Raw genomic sequence first — 16,850 nt, forward strand, 5'->3', positions numbered from 1 at the left:
AGCCAACTGGCTCCTTTTCTTTATTCTTACACTCTCCTTCGAATCTTCTACTGACAAAGCCTGTCTTAGCCTTCCGTTAGATTAAACCTCATACTTCTAGTAAATTGAGAAACAGACCATGCTAACTATTAATTCATTCGTCCTCTATGTTGAGGACATCCACGTAAGCCAAGCTTTTTACTCGAAACTGTTTGATTATGAGGTCACGTTTTTGTCTCCAACATTTGCTTCTATGCCACTCGCAAATGGCTTAAAACTGACACTCAAGCAAAGTGATGTTCTTTCCCCTTCCAGCGACATCAAAGGTGGTGGCACCGAGTTATCATTTGCAGTGCGCAACCGCCATACGTTAGAGCACGTTTACAACAGTTGGAAAAACATGGGCGTTGAGTTTGCTCAACCACCAATGACTTCGGTGTATGGCTTAAATTTTGTGGCTACCGATCCGGATAAACATCGCATTCGCGTTTTCATTAGTGAATAAAAATGCATTAAAAATGCTTTTTACCCATTCCCAATGTGACTTCAATAAATTAGACTCAGGGAAACATCAAAAGCTGCGTAGTATATAAGAAGGAATGCCCATGAGCTCAAGTATGATCCTTAGCGAATCTCTAATCGAGAGTGGAAGAGATATCCCCCTCAAAGAACTGCTTTATGCAAAGCGCGTGCTGGATAACTACATGGCGGTAGCAAAAGAGAGCAGCCCACTTGAGCTGTTGACAGAGATGAAATCGGCAGCAAAGCAAGTGGAATACTTTACCACTACGAGTAACCCGTGTGAGGCTCGTAATGTCATCAGTCAGATGATTGATAAAATCGACACCGCGGAATCTTTTGAGTCGTTCAAGGCTTTAGCAGGCAAGCCCTCACTAGCTCTCAATGAACTGATTGAAGATCGCGCCCAACTGATTAAACATGAGCGAGAATTGCTGCTTGCTTCAGGCTATGACGCCTCGCGTATCTAAGAATAAACGTTAGCTCCCGAGTTTAAAGCTAGCAACGAAAAAGGAGCTCTTAAAGAGCTCCTTTTACTTTCCAAAATCAGGTATAAAAGATCTAGAGGCCGATATCTTCAGTTATTGCTTTGATTTGCTTGAGATCCATTTTATAAACTTCAATCATTTGATCGACCTGACTTAGTCGTGAATTGGCTTCATCGTGTTTATCACACGCGTCCGATTTCACGTCCCAAGATTTACCTTCCAAAAATACATCACACTCTTTTTTGAGTTTCTCGATCTTAGGCAATAATTTCGCCCTTTCTTTCTCTAGAGACTCCAATTCTTGCGAAATTTTCAGCTCTTTTTGAAACACCTCGCGCGATCGTTCAAAGATAGTCGCTTGCATATCCGCTTGACGACTCAGCTTCTCATTTTCTGATTTTGTCGTATTGATCTTATCTGCCTGTTGTTTCAATTGAGACTCTAGCGACAGGTTAACTTTCTCGACCTCAGTCAATTGCTTTTGTAACTTCTTAAGCGCTTTCTCGTGCGCTTCATCTTTCGCGGCGAGCAGTTCAGTGACTTTATCTTGTATTTCTTGGTCGAGCGCTTCTTCGCGCACTTTTACTTGAGACACCAACTGCGTTTTATCTTGCGTCAACGCTTGGTATTTTTCTTCTAGCACATGATAAGTCGATTCCCACTTGTTCGCAGTGACAATCGAACCAACAAGGCCACCAAATGCCAAGCCTAATACCGCAGCAATCGCGATATAGATATGAGTACGTTTGTCACGCTCTTCAATGACAACAACGTCGTCTTGTTCTTCCATCTTGTTCTGAGAACTCACCGTATACTACTCCAAGGACTCTTTTACTTTGCTAGCGGATCAATTCCGCAAACATAATCGATGCTGTATAAATCAGAAAGGCGCAAATTAATGTTATAACGGTCGCTTTTTGGACTTTTTCATTGGTTCGATAACGAAACAGCACAAATGCTACTGCAATCAACACCGCAATGGCTAATAATCTGGTCATACCGCCTCCTTGTCCACTTATGAAAAACTGCCTAGGTCCATAGACGGTTTCACAAAGATTTATTGTAACTCATTTATACGCCCCATAAGGTCAACTTAGCGTAGATTTTAAAATAAGTGCTTCGATTTTAATCAAATTTGTGTTCTCAATTGAATAACTTATGCCGTAATAATCGAAACACATTTATCGTTCTGAAGTGTGTTCTTGGTTCTATTCCCTAGCCCAATAAGTTTTGTTTTTGCAGTTACTCACACAAAAAACTTGGGTAAACATAGCTTCGTGAAAATTAAGTGGGGTTATTTCGTTGAAAATAAATTGACATAGGGTGTTGAAATGGACCAAAAACATGATAGAGTTCACACGTTAATGATGACCAGCATCATTAACTAACCTTTACTCATTTAATTGAGTAATTGTTCCGATGAAGACTGCAGGAGAGTGGTTATTAATCAAATTTTAACATTTGATTAGCATAACTCGCCGAAGAATTAACTATTTCAGGTGCTACCTAGGTAGCGGGGACTGTAGTTGGAGGAACCTCTGGAGAGAACCGTTAAATCGGTCGCCGAAGGAGCAAGTCTTGCACTCACGCAAGGTGAAACTCTCAGGCAAAAGGACAGAGGAGTGGAAAGTTACAACCTAACTATTTTGCTTGGCCTTCCCGCCTACAACCAATAGCTTAGTTCTTTTAGAGATCGTTGATCTCGTCCTTTCCCTCTTCTCCTTATTAGTTGTTTTATTAAGGGGAAATCATGAACGACCTACAATCTTTACTACAAACCATCGATAATTTTGTCTGGGGTCCACCACTGCTTATTTTGCTAGTGGGTACCGGTGTTTACTTCACTTTTAGCCTCGGCTTGATCCAGTTTAAACATCTCCCAACAGCGCTAGCGATGGTGTTCAGTAAAGATAAGTCATCTGATAAACAAGGTGACGTTTCTAGCTTTGCAGCACTTTGTACTGCGCTCTCAGCAACGATTGGTACTGGTAACATTGTTGGTGTTGCCACCGCGATCAAACTTGGTGGACCAGGTGCCCTATTCTGGATGTGGCTCGCCGCCCTTTTCGGAATGGCGACTAAATACGCCGAATGTTTGTTAGCGGTTAAGTACCGAAGAGTCGATGATAAAGGCCAAATGATTGGTGGCCCGATGTACTATCTGCAATACGGTGTTGGCTCAAAAGCCCTCGCGATCATGTTTGCAGTGTTTGCTTTGGGTGTTGCTTGTTTTGGTATTGGTACGTTTCCACAAGTAAACGCGATTCTGGATGCAAGTGAGATATCTCTCGGTGTTGACCGTGAGCTCTCTGCCTTTGTACTGACTCTTTTGGTTGCTTTCGTAACTTTGGGTGGCATCAAATCCATTGCTAACGTTGCAGGAAAAGTGGTTCCTACCATGGCTGTATTTTACGTGTTGGCGTGTTTAAGCGTGATCATCATGAATGCAGACCAATTGGTCAACGCCGTTGAATTAGTGTTGGTCTCAGCATTTACATCAACAGCAGCGACCGGCGGTTTCTTAGGTGCAAGTATCATGCTGGCAATCCAATCAGGTATCGCTCGTGGCGTATTCTCAAACGAATCTGGTTTGGGTAGCGCGCCTATGGCAGCAGCGGCAGCGAAAACAGACTCTTGTGTGAAACAAGGCCTGATTTCAATGACAGGTACCTTCTTTGATACCATCATTATTTGTACCATGACGGGCCTAGCGTTGATCCTTACTGGCGCATGGCAAAGCGACTTTTCTGGTGCAGCAATGACGACTCATGCCTTTGCGGTAGGTTTGAATGCGGATACATTTGGTCCAATGCTGGTTTCAATTGGTTTGATGTTTTTTGCATTCACAACCATTCTTGGATGGAACTACTACGGTGAGCGTTGCGTTGTGTTCCTCTTTGGTACAAAAGCGGTGCTTCCTTATAAACTGATTTTCGTTGCTTTGGTGGCATCAGGCGCGTTCCTCCATCTAGACATGATTTGGCTACTGGCTGATATCGTCAACGGTCTGATGGCAATTCCTAACCTAATCGGTTTGATCGCACTGCGTCACGTCGTACTGGCAGAAACCAAGCTGTTCTTTAGCTCAGCATCGCAATCTGATGAAATTGAAGCAGTAAAAGCTTAGTGACATGACAAGTGTTCAGTAATGAACCGTCAATCGCTGAAAGTAAAGTAAATTGGAAATGGTAAAAAACATAAAGCCCGCTGGTATTCAGCGGGCTTTATTTTATCTTAAGCTAAGCGGTTAATCTCTCAACCATTGATGCTCAACCTTTTCTCCACGTTCTTGAAAAAACTTCGCATTTTTTTGCTTGAATTGATCCGACTTCAGCTCTGATAGCGGCCAGTCTGAAAACGCCTCTGTTACGAACGAATCTCCAACCCCAACTTCAATCGATTCAAGATGCTTCCCGATGTAGCGATAAAAGTAGCTCTGCCCCAGTGCATCACAAACCATCGGCACATGTCTCATGCGTTGATGGTTGACGGATACTGAAGCCCAAGTTGTCGTTTTAGGTTCGCAGCTTTGCTCTTTTACAACATCAACTTCAAATTTATTGTCCATTGTTGTCGAGACAAAAACGACAATACCGTCATTCATATACACACGTCGAAGTAACAGCTGTTTCGTATCTTGAGTTCGCGTCTGTTGTATTCCATTGGAAAATGGCTCGAAATAGCCCCAGTGCCAAGACCAGGTCATGCCACGTTGCGCAAACTGTACCTGTGGCCATGTCTGCCAAACAATGGCACCAACCACGCCAGTAATAAACACAACGAGCAATATCAAAAGGTGGTAAATATTGCGCATTACACGGGCTTTTCAATCAATAACTTTACGCCAAGTGCGACTAAGACAGCGCCCGTCGCCCCTTCCATCCACTTCATAAAGCTCGCATTCTTTAACAGGCTCTTAGCTGAGTTAAGTGCGCCAGCCAAACCACACTGCCAAACCATCGCAATAATAAAGTGCACGGATGCCATCATCATTGATTGAAGCAAAGGAGAACCTTCTGGATTCACAAACTGTGGCAAGAACGCCAAGTAGAAAACTGCCGTTTTTGGGTTCAAGACGTTAGAAAGAAAGCCCTCTCTAAAAGAGCGTTTGCCATTAAACACTTCATGAACCTGCTCAGTCACTGACAAACCATTCTTCGACGCCATCAGGGCTTTTAAACTGCTCAGACCAAGCCAAATAAGATAAGCTGCACCAATCATTTTTACGATTTGGAACAACTCTGCAGATTGCGCCAGAATGGCCGAAATTCCAACCGCTGAAAAGAAAGCATGCACAAATAAGCCAAAGCAAATCCCTAAACTGGTTGTACATCCGTCTTTTAAACCCGCGCGACTGGTATTACGGATAACAAGGGCCGTATCTAAACCCGGCGTTAGCGTTAAAATAGTGATGGCAATAATAAATGCCTCAAAATTCAAGATATCCATATTATCGTGATAATTAATTGTTAATCCGTCATCAATACCGTCAATCCACGAGATTCGCAAGCTTCTTTTTTAAGAGAGCTATACAACTGAGTGAATTTATGGACAATGAGTGAAGATTAATTGTTAATTATTAGTAAATTAACGCAGGTTGTTTCGTGCAACTCGACGTAAAGGACCCGTTATCGGGTGTTTAGGGAAAGAACAAAAGAATAAGAGTAGTCACATGAAAGCATTTACAAAACTCATTGAACATTCCAAAAAAGTGGCAAATTTTGAGCACCTCTCTGCCATCATAGGTTGGGACCAAGCAGCGGTCATGCCATCTGGTGGCGCTGAAGCGCGCTCCAATGCTATGGCAGAACTTGATGTACACATCCACTCATTGATGACTCAGCCACACTTGGGCGAGCTTTTCGCTCAGGCAGAAGAAGAGACGCTATCTGCAAGTGAAAAGTCCATCCTACGAGAAATGAAACGTGAATGGCAACAAGCTAACTTGCTACCAGAATCATTAGTTCAAGCTCAATCTCTTGCTGGCTCCAAATGTGAACATACATGGCGTACGCAACGCGGAGAAAATGACTGGTCTGGCTTTGAAAAGAACTGGGCAGAAGTCGTCAAGCTATCGCAAGAAGAAGCGCAAATTAGAGCCGAAGCAAACGGCACAACGCCTTACGATGCCATGCTTGATATTTATGAACCAGGCACAACGTCTGCATCGTTAGACACGCTTTTTGCTGACGTAAAAACGTGGCTACCTTCCTTGATAGACGAAGCGCTTGAAAAACAGCAATCAGACAACATCTTATTGCCAACTGCGCACTACCCTGCGGAAAAACAAAAAGCGCTGGGACTGGAAGTCATGAAGCTACTTCAATTCGATTTTGAACACGGTCGGCTTGATGAAAGTGTCCATCCATTTTGTGGCGGTGTGCCAACAGATGTGCGTATTACAACACGTTATGATGAAAGCGAGTTTGTCCAATCATTGATGGGGATCGTCCACGAAACTGGCCATGCCCGATACGAGCAAGGGCTACCAAAAGATTTAGCAGGAACACCAGCTGGTCAAGCCCGCTCTATGGGAATTCATGAGTCACAGTCGCTCTTCTTTGAAATGCAAATAGGACGAAACAACGCATTTATCGACCATCTTGCTCACATTGCTTCCAAGCATTTTTCTGGAGATGAGTTTGAAAAAGACAATCTAGCCAAAATCTACACTCGCGTAGAGAAAGGCTTTATTCGCGTAGATGCGGACGAATTAACATACCCTGCCCACGTTATTCTTCGATATGAGATTGAACGTGATCTTATGAACGGTGCCATCAAGCATACAGACGTACCAGAGCTCTGGAACGAAAAAATGAAAGCGTATTTGGGACTCTCAACGGAAGGCAATTTCAAAAACGGTTGTATGCAGGACATTCATTGGACGGATGGAAGTTTTGGATATTTCCCGTCCTACACTCTCGGTGCGATGTACGCAGCCCAGTTCATGGCCGCAATGAAGCAAACAGTAGATGTGGACGCGGTTATTCGCTCTGGCGATCTGACGCCGATATTCCATTGGCTGTCGAAGAACATCTGGAGTAAAGGCAGCTTATTAACAACAGATGATCTCGTAAGAGAAGCAACGGGTGAAACACTAAATGCTAAGCACTTCCAAGCGCACCTAAAAGGCCGCTACTTGTAAATAGAAAAAGAATAGAACGTAAAAGCCCAAGGTTCGTATGTTCCTTGGGCTTTTTTAAGCTCTTTCTATGCTATGCCAAGCTAGGGATAAGTCTGGGCTTGTACAAACAATCCTCGCCTTCAGGTCTGGTTTTAAACCGACGGTGAAGCCACATATATTGGCTCGGACTTGCCATGATTGACGCTTCAACTATCTTATTCACGAAAACTGCCGCACCTTGAGGATCTTCTTTCGGGAAACCGTCGACTGGCGCACTAATCGTCAAGGTATAGTGTCCGTCCTTTCCTCTTACCATCGTAAAAGGCACGATGGCACAATCTGTCGAATCAACCAGCAGACTTGTACCTGTCGTCGTGCAAGCATTTTTAACGGCAAATAATGGCGCAAACGTTGAGCGTCGGTTTCCATAATCATGATCCGGTGCATACCAGACCCGCTCACCCGTTCTAAGCGCTTCAAGCATGGCTTTAACGTTCTTGCGATCAATAAGCGTACGATTAGAGCGAGAACGCCCCTTGTATTGAAAGTAATCAAAACACGGATTGTTGTTTGGGCGATAAACACCAGTTCCAGACTTTTTAATGCCAAAAGCACGAGCACCTAACTCTAAGTTCATCGAGTGTACGGCCAACATTAATGCCCCTTTGCCTGATTTTTCTAAAGCCTCGAGGTGCTCCATTCCTTTTATCGTAACGTGTTTGTTTACCCGTTTATCAGACCAAAACCATGCCATCGCCGTCTCAAATAGCGCAATACCTGTATTGTCGATATTGTCTTTTAAAATTGCTTCGCGTTGGCATTCTTCCATCTGAGGAAAGCAAAGTTCAAGATTGCGCCTAATCGTAACTTGACGTTTTTTCATGATTCGCATAGCTAAACGGCCAATGGCACGTCCTAATGCTAACTGAACTTTGAAAGGAAGGAGACTGAGTAAGTACATCACGCTGATGATAATTAAGGTTCCCCAGTAACGAGGCAAAAGAAATTCAGCCTTGAATTCAGGCTTTTGGTATTTATTCATGTGAGTATTGTCAGATGTGCCCATCTATAAGTGATAAAAACAATGATAATGGACTGCACTTTTATCATTGATAGCGCTAATAACATAAATTAAAGCGCGCGGATTCTATGGTTCTTCGACACACTACACAATAAGAACTTTGCAGAAATATGTAGGGGGATGAAAAAGCAGCAAAGATGAATCACCACGTTAACATCGATTGGAGTGATTAATCTACCGCACTTTCATAAAGTTTGGACAAACATAACTTTGTGTTTTCAATGCTCTAGATAATGGTGTTTTTTTAACCCCATAATGCAGCTATCATGAAAATAACAATAAACATGATAACCATTACCCTGAACAAGTAGGACAACTTTCCGGTGCCACCTTTTGGCGCTTGGTTACAGCATCCCATTGTGTTTCTCCATCGTTTCATTTCGATATGGCGTTAATGTACTCCTTGACCTTAGGGGAAAGTCAAACCTTTACCTAAAGGTTCTAATTTATCGCTATAAGTGTTTATTTATCCGACATATCACTCGTTTATATCCCATGGAAATAAAGCGCGTTGTTTTCAGCTCATTTTCGGATAAATACATACCGTTTTTCGCTATATACCCACTATTTATGAGGAATCTACAATACGCGAGTCTTACTTGTAGCACGCTACTTTTACAACCTAGAAGTTGTGCGCTCATCCATTAAAGGTATCGAATGAGCAATATCGTTAAATCCGCCGTTAAATTGAGTGTTTTCTCTATCATCATGATTACCGTAACTTCGGTCGACAGCATAAGGAACATTCCTGGGGCGGCTTTGTTTGGTAGCCATGCCATTTCTTTCTTCTTACTTGCTGGACTTTGTTTTTTTGTCCCTACAGCGCTAGTGTGTGCTGAGCTAAGTACCACTTATCCAGAGCAAGGTGGTGTATATCTTTGGGGCAAAGAAACACTAGGGCCAAACTTTGGCTTTACCACCGTGTGGTATCAATACGCTGAAAATATTGTTTACTATCCACCTTTAATTTCATTCATTGTTGCAACGGGGGCCTACCCTTTTTTCCCAGATCTGGCGCAAAACAACATGTTTATGTTGGTGATGATTAATGTGATTTTTTGGGCGTTAACTTTAGTTAATATCTTTGGCTTGCGCCTCTCTTCCCTGATTACAAATGTATTCGGCACTCTAGGTTTGATATTTCCGATTCTATTGATTATCGGATTAGGCGGGTACTGGGCGTATACCCATCCTGGTGAGTCTCATATCTCGCTTCGCCACGTATCTGACTGGTTGCCGGACCTTTCTCAAGATGGGATCGGAGCGGGTTTTACTGCGGTAGTTCTGTCACTTACAGGCCTTGAAATCACGACCTCTTATGCAAGCGAAGTCGAAAATCCGCAAAAAGCCTATCCCAAAGCTCTGCTGATCTCCACAATCTTAATCTTGGTTTCTCTGACGGCGTGCTCACTGTCCATTTCTTCGGTCGTCTCAAGTGACCATTCTAGTTTGAGTGAAGGAGTGATACTTGCCTTCAAAGCTTTTTTTGATGATCTGCACCTCTCATTCCTGCTGCCTGTTATTGCCCTTGCTATTGTTTTTGGCACGCTTGCAAGCCTGAATAACTGGATAATCGCCCCGACTAAAAGTCTGCATGTTGCCGCAAAAGATAGTTTCATGCCGATGTCGCTCGCCAAAGAAAACCGCAACCAAGCCCCCGTCTCATTGTTGCTCTTGCAAGGCACGATTGTTAGCGTGCTCTCTTTGGTTTTCATTTTTGTTCCTAACATCAATCAAGGCATGTGGTTATTGAATATCCTGATGACTCAGCTCTATATGGTGATGTACATCTGTATTTTTGTTAGCTTTTTGGTCTCACGCTACAAACACGCAAATATTGAGCGCCCATTTCGAGTTGCGGGCGGAAAAATAGGAATGTGTTTAGTGGCAGGATTAGGCTTGATGAGTTGCTTGGTGACGATTGTTGTATCTTTTGACGTGCCAGCAGGAATTAGCGCAAAAACTGGTGCATATGCACTGATATTAGGGTTTATCACATTTAGCCTCCCAGCGTTCGCCGCCGTGATGTATCGCAATCGAAAACATCGTCAACAAAGAAAAATGCTTGAGGTACTAGTAAGTTAACTATTGGATTGACATTAAAAAGCCGCAGCAATTTCTCGCTACGGCTTTTTATTTGGCATCACAAGTTGTGTTAGTCATCCGTGTCCTACAGTCTTGGATAACAGGTTAACAATCATCACACCAGTGAGGATAAACCCAATGCCAACAAGCGCCGGCAAATCTAGCCGCTGTCCATAAACAAAGTAGCCAACCGTCGCAACTAAAACAATACCCGCTCCACTCCATATGGCGTAAACAACCCCAACAGGCATCGTTTTTACCGTGACGGAAAGCAAGAAGAAAGCAATGCCGTAACCAATCAGAACGACTGTGCTCGGCATCATTTTCGTAAATTGCTCTGTTTTGGGAATATAGGAAGTGGCAATCACTTCACATACAATCGCGATCGACAGCGCCAACATTGGCGGCATAGAGACAAGCATTTTGAACATAAGGCATTAACGCTCAACAGAAATGTAACCGACAACACGTCCGGATAATTAGGTCGCGCATTATACCCAACTCATCTCTCGATGGAATACCTCTGACTCAAGCGGCTTCAAAATGCAGGATTCACAGCGTGATCACTTGAATATAGAGACATTCACACGCCATCGCTTTCACTCACTTCTTGATGAGTAAACGACAGGCCTGCTTTTTGGTGCTGCCGAGCAATTTCAAAGTAGATGTGCATATCAATTGGCTCTGGTGTATTGAGCAGCATCTTGCCCACTTCTCGTTGAAAGTGACCATAATTACCTAACTCATCCGTCAGCCCTAGCTGCTCGTAAGAAGCTTCATTGGCAAACATTCCATAGGCATACTGATAATGACTTAGATCCTTGCTCTTATCATAACCAAGCTCTTGAAGGGCTTGATCAATTTCTTTCGGCGTATAAGTGTCTTTATCGCCAAACAAGCGCAATAGTACGCTAGGAACCTCTTGAGCGATGCTCTGAATTTTTGTCTTTCTTTTAAAAATACCGAACATAATGTCCTCCACTGACGATGTTTCCAAATACACACTTTAATGCATATTGGTGAGCTGATTGTTTTTAGTATGGCTCATTAATCTGAGACTTCCTTACAACGAAGTCACTTTCGCATATTAACGTGATCACATAATTACCAGCAAATAGTACGAACAGCGTTTCAAACATATCTCATCAGAAACTCCGCTCTAGTCACAATTGTGTGACAGCTTCGAGCTCGGTTTACCATAATGTAAAGAGTAGATTGAAAAGTCATATTTCGTATCGACATCTAAACTTAATTAAGTTAGCTTTAGAAGTATAGACGTCTAGATTGACTATACTTAGGGAGAGAAAGTCGTGCCAATTAGAATTCCAGATCAATTACCAGCCACCGATGTGCTAAGGACAGAGAACATCTTCGTAATGAGTGAAACGCGTGCTGCGAGTCAGGAAATACGTCCTTTACGAGTGCTGATCCTGAATCTGATGCCAAAAAAAATAGAAACTGAAACTCAGTTTTTGCGTCTACTCTCAAACAGCCCATTACAAGTCAATGTCGAGTTATTGCGCATTGATAACCGCCCAAGCAAAAATACGCCAACCGAACATTTGGATACTTTTTATCGTCAATTTGAAATGGTGAGAGATAAAAATTTCGATGGCATGATCATTACTGGTGCCCCACTAGGTTTGGTTCAATTTGAAGATGTCATTTATTGGGACCACCTAAAAACCATCATGGAATGGGCAAAAGATCATGTGACATCGACTCTTTATGTCTGCTGGGCAGCACAAGCAGGGCTGAAGTTGCTCTACGATCTACCTAAAAAAACGCGTAAAGAGAAACTTTCAGGCGTGTACCATCACCAGATTCATCATCAATTCCATCCTATGTTACGTGGGTTTGATGACACATTTTTAGCGCCTCATTCACGCTATGCCGACTTTTCACCTCACTTTTTAGAAGAACATACCGACTTAGACATCCTAGCCACATCGGATGTTGCAGGTGTTTATTTAGCTACAACAAAAGACAAGAGAAATGTGTTTGTTACTGGGCATCCTGAATACGATTCGCATACCTTACATAACGAATATATCCGCGATTTAAGCGAAGGCATGGAACCAGCCATTCCCGTCAACTACTATCCAAACAACAATCCTGATAATCCACCAATTGCCAGTTGGAGAAGTCATGGACATCTCCTCTTTTTAAACTGGCTGAACTACTGCGTTTACCAGCAAACACCTTATGATCTTGATCACTTCAGTGAAGACGCTTTTACTAAAGACGATTAACCTCAAAGCACGCAAACAAAGCGCTTATGATGCCTAAATGTAATATGTGAACCAAGCCGCCATATGGCGGCTTTTTCATACCAGTTTGCAAACCTGATCGCATAGTGTTTTTTCCTCAATAGGCTTTTGCTACGTAATTCATATCATGCTGGGAGATTCAGGGATGTAGGGACAAAGAATGAAAACAACAAAGCTCGGTGCACTACTATTAATCTCTCAGTTTGCACTTGTGGGCTGCGTGACGGTGAAAGAAGATGGTAGCCCTGTCGTTAAAGCCGATCCTGTAGCAATGGCAGAATCACGTATCGCACTTGGCCTAGGTTATTTAGAAGGCGGCAATATGATTCGCGCGCATGATAACTTGCAACAAGCCTTAACCCACGCACCTCAATACTATCGTGCTCAGTTATCGATGGCTCACTACTATGAAACGGTTGGTGAAGATGCTAAAGCCGAGCAAATGTATAAACGCTCTCTACGCCAACACACCAAAAACGGTAACGTGCTCAATAACTACGGCACCTTTCTTTGCAAGCGGGGTGACTTCGAGAAAGCCGATCAAATGTTTAATCGAGCCATTGAGCAACCTTATTACTATCTCATTCCGGCCAGTTATGAAAACGCCGCATTTTGCGCGTTGAAGTCACAAGATAAAGACAAAGCGAAATACTACTTCGCCCGAGCTATTGATCATGACCCTCATAGGCCAAAATCTATTTTGCAGCTAGCCAAGCTAGAAATTGATAGCGGCAATTACACTGAAGCCAGAATTCGATTAATGAGATTTAATCAAATGTATGGCGTTAAGAAACCCTCTTTACAGCTCATGATTCAACTTGAACGTGCAGCAGGTAATGAAGCACTCGAGAAAAAATATCAAAAGCAATTGGAGATATTTTCTTAACACGACATCATGATAAAGAAGGTGTACTCGCTCACAGACACTACTGAACTTGACTAAGAATCCAGTGAATTAAAACCCACGGTGACACATTCATCCTGTACATAAACTTCAAATTCGGTACTATTTGAACGGAATAAGTGACCAAGTCACATTATAAAAGTGCGCTAGTAAAACGAAATTTGTACATCATACTGTTTCTACTATTGATTTGGGGCGCATTGATAAATGCTAAATATTACTGACATGCACCAGAAGGAAGTTGAAGCCGGATGAAACCTGCCTGCACTCTGTTATCACTCACTTTGCTGAGTTCGCCTTTTGTCGTCAGTGCACAAGAAAATATTGAAAAAACATTCACGTTTGGCATTGTTTCCAATAAAGCTCAAAGCAAAATCAAAAAGTCGACGCCTTTTACGCAGTACGTGACCAATGGTTTGGCCGGATACGGATACACCAAGGGTGCTGTAAAAGTATTTAAAAATTATCGCCAGCTCGCGGTGGCACTAAAAAATGGCACCGTTCAAATTGCAACAGCCACCCCCTTCAATGCAATGACCCTCGAGGCAGAGTCTGGTAGCCAAGCCATTGCCATACGCTGGAAAAAAGGTTTACAAAAATATCATACGGTATTCTTTACCCACAAAGAGAGTGGTATCGAGTCGATTTCTGACCTGCGCGGAAAAACACTTGTTTTTGAAAAGCGTACATCCACCAGCAGCTATTACTTACCCGCTATTACACTGCTTAATCAAGGGGAGAAATTAGAATACCTCCCCTCCTCCGATGACAAACCAGCCAAAGACAGTATTGGATATTTATTCCTTGACGAGCACTTGGCTCAATCAAATGAAATCAACCTTTCAGTATGGGTGTATAAGCATAGAGTCGCAGCAGGAGCGTTCAGCAATTTCAATTGGAGCAACCCTAAAGATCTTCCAGAAAGCATGAAAGGCAAACTAACGATTTTCGCTCGCTCGGTAGAAATACCTAGAGACTTAATTCTCACCTCTCCGACCTTAAGCCAAGATCAGCAACATAAAATCACGTCAATATTGCTCGGTATGGAGGCATCTCAGCAAGGTGCCCTAGCACTTAAACAGTTCCAAAACACGAAAAAGATCACCGCTCTAACGCCAGAAATGTCCGCGTCCTTAAATACCGTTCGAACATCTATTCACTTGTTACCGAAGGTGGATTGATGTTCCACAAACTCTCACTCGAAACTAAATACATTTGCTCGACCATTTTTGTTGTCCTGTTTGTCGTAGTGATAAACCTCGCACTATATATGCATGGTTACGATACGTACTCAAATAACTTAACCCGCCAAATCACCGAGAACTCACAAGAAAAAACAGAGTCTTACGTCAAGCAAAAAGGATTGGTTTACGCAGAGTTATTATCAAAACAACTTTTTGACCCACTCTATACGGATAATATCAGCCAAGCGTACGAGCAAATTAAAGCGACATTAAGCCAACCAGATGTCTCGAAGATACACGTTGTTGATAATGAAGGGCTAATCTTTCACGACGGTACTACTCAGCTGAGTATGTTTGCCCAGCCTCATTACCGTTCTCGCTTTATTTTGAAAGCAATAGAAGAGTCAAGAATTCTCATTTCTTTTTCTAAACATCAATTAGAAATTGCGGCACCGATTCAGCAATCGAATATCACACTGGGCGCGGTGTATCTTGAACTCAACCTAGCACATCTATTAGAAGAGAAAGAACAAAACATTGCGCAAGTACAAGCGCTTACCTCAAACGATAAGCAAAAGATGTTTAACTTGCTGCTCACGATCAGTGCGATATCCGTTCTGCTCGGAAGTGCCATCGCGTATGCTTTGGGTCGCTCATTAATAAAACCACTCAAACAACTTAAAGAACAATTTACAGAGTCAAATACTCAAGCACTGCCAATCACTGATATAAAAAGTAAAGATGAAGTGGGTGATCTTATTTCGGCGTATAACAAAATGTCGAACAAAGTGAACCGATACACAAGCCGGGTGGAGTTCATGGCGTATCACGACATTCTTACCTCCCTGCCTAACCGAGAAAAGTTGCTCATTGATATCCAAAAGCAAATAACGAACCGCAAATCACCCTCACTCGCGGTTGTTTTTATTGATCTGGATGACTTTAAACATATTAACGATAACTACGGGCATAGCATCGGGGATAAATTGCTAGGTCATATCGCCTCTGAACTTCAAGGTCGTTTGCCGAGTTACTTCCAGCCTCTTTACCGTCTTTCAACCATCGTAAGCCGAGTCGGCGCTGACGAATTTGTGCTGGTCTTTCCATGCAAAGACAGCCTCCACGCTAGAGAAAAAGCGGACGATATTCATCGCCAATTGCTTTCTCCTTTTAATTTGGAAGAGAACGATATTCAAATTACGGCAAGCCTTGGAGTCGCGGTGTATCCGGAATTTGGCTCAAACGCAGAGTCTCTTTTACAACTCTCCTCACTGGCGGCGCAAGAATCTAAACGACGCGGCAAAGATATCATGACGATATACGATTCCGCGTTTGATGAGACAGTGAAGCAGCGCTTATACATAGAAAAAGAACTGCGCCGCTCAATACGTGATTTATCTCAGTTCGAGCTTTGGTATCAACCCCAGTTCGACCTCAACACCTACCAGTTGATTGGTGTCGAAGCATTGGTTAGGTGGAATCACCCAGAGAAGGGTTATATCAGCCCAGAATTATTTATCCCGATTGCAGAACAAAGTGACTTAATTTTAGAGCTTGGTGAATACCTCATCGAGACAGCAATTAGCCAGCGAGCACAATGGGCGGATCATTTCGCTGCTGATTTTCATATCGCATTAAATTTGTCTCCTAGGCAGATCTACCGCCAAGATTTAAGTCAGATCTTTTCGAAATATTTACAACAATATCAAGTCTCCCCTCAAACCATTCATGTTGAAGTGACAGAGTCTCTGTTTATTGATGATATTGAGAAAGCGCAGTACGTGCTCAAAAAATTAAAAGATAACGGCGTAGAAGTGTGGCTAGATGATTTTGGAACTGGGTACTCTGCCCTCGCCTACCTACAACAAATGTCGTTTGATGGGCTTAAAATTGACCGTTCATTTATCGCTCAAATCAAAAAAAATGAACAAGATGATTCATTAATCCGTGCGATTATATCCATGGCTCATAACCTAAGAATGAGAGTGGTAGCTGAAGGCATAGAAACCCAGACCCAACTAACAAGAATGGAATCACTTCACTGCGACGTTGTTCAAGGCTTTTTCTTGGGTAGACCGGTGCCGGCAGAAGAAATCATAGAGTTTGAGCAACAACGTCAAGCAATAGATGATTCAACCGCCAGCAACTACGCTTAACTGAATAATTTATCGCGTTCATTGAATTAAAGGGGATTCGTTCTGCAATATTGGTCACAC

Annotated in this window: 16 protein-coding genes and 1 riboswitch; of the genes, 9 read left to right on the top strand and 7 right to left on the bottom strand. The window is 42.8% G+C overall.

The features are described from left to right. Nucleotides 1-118: 118 nt before the first annotated feature. Together MSG33_RS10150 and MSG33_RS10155 are read left to right on the top strand one after the other, a co-directional pair. Complete coding sequence (locus MSG33_RS10150; RefSeq protein ID WP_053807339.1) at nucleotides 119-484, top strand: VOC family protein; 366 nt, start codon at nucleotides 119-121, stop codon at nucleotides 482-484. Nucleotides 485-584: 100 nt separating this feature from the next. Next, on the top strand, nucleotides 585-968 hold the full coding sequence (locus MSG33_RS10155) for a hypothetical protein (RefSeq protein ID WP_005393414.1): 384 nt from the start codon (nucleotides 585-587) through the stop codon (nucleotides 966-968). A gap of 91 nt (nucleotides 969-1,059) precedes the next feature. Here the strand turns inward: MSG33_RS10155 and MSG33_RS10160 are convergent, their stop codons facing one another. Together MSG33_RS10160 and MSG33_RS10165 are read right to left on the bottom strand one after the other, a co-directional pair. Beyond that, nucleotides 1,060-1,794, bottom strand: a complete 735-nt coding sequence (locus tag MSG33_RS10160; RefSeq protein WP_046874891.1) for a hypothetical protein — start codon at nucleotides 1,792-1,794, stop codon at nucleotides 1,060-1,062. A 31-nt stretch (nucleotides 1,795-1,825) separates the two neighbouring features. After that, entirely contained in the window at nucleotides 1,826-1,984 is a 159-nt protein-coding gene (locus tag MSG33_RS10165; protein WP_167426635.1) for a hypothetical protein, read from the bottom strand. A gap of 530 nt (nucleotides 1,985-2,514) precedes the next feature. After that, nucleotides 2,515-2,614: riboswitch (glycine riboswitch) on the top strand. A 122-nt stretch (nucleotides 2,615-2,736) separates the two neighbouring features. Between MSG33_RS10165 and MSG33_RS10170 the strand changes: the two genes are divergently transcribed. Beyond that, nucleotides 2,737-4,113 (top strand): sodium:alanine symporter family protein, encoded by a 1,377-nt coding sequence (locus MSG33_RS10170; protein WP_047008706.1) that lies wholly within the window; start codon nucleotides 2,737-2,739, stop codon nucleotides 4,111-4,113. 120 nt (nucleotides 4,114-4,233) lie between these two features. Here the strand turns inward: MSG33_RS10170 and MSG33_RS10175 are convergent, their stop codons facing one another. Next, nucleotides 4,234-4,800 carry a hypothetical protein gene (locus tag MSG33_RS10175; protein WP_005393418.1) on the bottom strand — a complete coding sequence of 189 codons (567 nt, stop codon included), beginning with the start codon at nucleotides 4,798-4,800 and terminating at the stop codon, nucleotides 4,234-4,236. After that, complete coding sequence (locus MSG33_RS10180) at nucleotides 4,800-5,435, bottom strand: LysE family translocator (protein ID WP_047008704.1); 636 nt, start codon at nucleotides 5,433-5,435, stop codon at nucleotides 4,800-4,802. Before MSG33_RS10180 ends, MSG33_RS10175 begins: the two co-directional genes overlap by 1 nt. Before the next feature lie 223 nt (nucleotides 5,436-5,658). On the opposite strand from MSG33_RS10180, the gene MSG33_RS10185 reads away from it, so the two are divergent. Continuing rightward, nucleotides 5,659-7,131 carry a carboxypeptidase M32 gene (locus tag MSG33_RS10185; RefSeq protein ID WP_248380912.1) on the top strand — a complete coding sequence of 491 codons (1,473 nt, stop codon included), beginning with the start codon at nucleotides 5,659-5,661 and terminating at the stop codon, nucleotides 7,129-7,131. Between the two features lie 70 nt (nucleotides 7,132-7,201). Here the strand turns inward: MSG33_RS10185 and MSG33_RS10190 are convergent, their stop codons facing one another. Beyond that, nucleotides 7,202-8,152, bottom strand: a complete 951-nt coding sequence (locus MSG33_RS10190) for an LpxL/LpxP family Kdo(2)-lipid IV(A) lauroyl/palmitoleoyl acyltransferase (protein ID WP_248380915.1) — start codon at nucleotides 8,150-8,152, stop codon at nucleotides 7,202-7,204. 696 nt (nucleotides 8,153-8,848) lie between these two features. On the opposite strand from MSG33_RS10190, the gene MSG33_RS10195 reads away from it, so the two are divergent. Continuing rightward, complete coding sequence (locus MSG33_RS10195) at nucleotides 8,849-10,276, top strand: APC family permease (protein WP_248380917.1); 1,428 nt, start codon at nucleotides 8,849-8,851, stop codon at nucleotides 10,274-10,276. A 74-nt stretch (nucleotides 10,277-10,350) separates the two neighbouring features. Here the strand turns inward: MSG33_RS10195 and MSG33_RS10200 are convergent, their stop codons facing one another. Next, nucleotides 10,351-10,707 (bottom strand): SMR family transporter, encoded by a 357-nt coding sequence (locus MSG33_RS10200; RefSeq protein ID WP_005393429.1) that lies wholly within the window; start codon nucleotides 10,705-10,707, stop codon nucleotides 10,351-10,353. A gap of 152 nt (nucleotides 10,708-10,859) precedes the next feature. Next, nucleotides 10,860-11,246 carry a hypothetical protein gene (locus tag MSG33_RS10205; protein WP_085344755.1) on the bottom strand — a complete coding sequence of 129 codons (387 nt, stop codon included), beginning with the start codon at nucleotides 11,244-11,246 and terminating at the stop codon, nucleotides 10,860-10,862. A gap of 340 nt (nucleotides 11,247-11,586) precedes the next feature. Here MSG33_RS10205 and metA point away from each other — a divergent pair, with 340 nt between their 5' ends. The 4 genes from metA to MSG33_RS10225 all read left to right on the top strand — a co-directional run bounded on the left by metA (nucleotide 11,587) and on the right by MSG33_RS10225 (nucleotide 16,790). After that, complete coding sequence (gene metA / locus MSG33_RS10210) at nucleotides 11,587-12,528, top strand: homoserine O-succinyltransferase (protein WP_006741610.1); 942 nt, start codon at nucleotides 11,587-11,589, stop codon at nucleotides 12,526-12,528. Between the two features lie 178 nt (nucleotides 12,529-12,706). Beyond that, nucleotides 12,707-13,432, top strand: a complete 726-nt coding sequence (pilW, locus tag MSG33_RS10215; RefSeq protein WP_109168405.1) for a type IV pilus biogenesis/stability protein PilW — start codon at nucleotides 12,707-12,709, stop codon at nucleotides 13,430-13,432. Between the two features lie 269 nt (nucleotides 13,433-13,701). Beyond that, on the top strand, nucleotides 13,702-14,631 hold the full coding sequence (locus MSG33_RS10220; RefSeq protein WP_248380919.1) for a phosphate/phosphite/phosphonate ABC transporter substrate-binding protein: 930 nt from the start codon (nucleotides 13,702-13,704) through the stop codon (nucleotides 14,629-14,631). Next, complete coding sequence (locus MSG33_RS10225) at nucleotides 14,631-16,790, top strand: GGDEF domain-containing phosphodiesterase (RefSeq protein WP_248380922.1); 2,160 nt, start codon at nucleotides 14,631-14,633, stop codon at nucleotides 16,788-16,790. The genes MSG33_RS10220 and MSG33_RS10225 overlap by 1 nt, the downstream gene beginning before the upstream one ends. The last annotated feature ends 60 nt before the right edge of the window (nucleotides 16,791-16,850 follow it).

The sequence above is a fragment of the Vibrio sp. 1CM7H genome (assembly GCF_023161645.1).
In the GTDB taxonomy this organism is placed as follows: domain Bacteria; phylum Pseudomonadota; class Gammaproteobacteria; order Enterobacterales; family Vibrionaceae; genus Vibrio; species Vibrio diabolicus.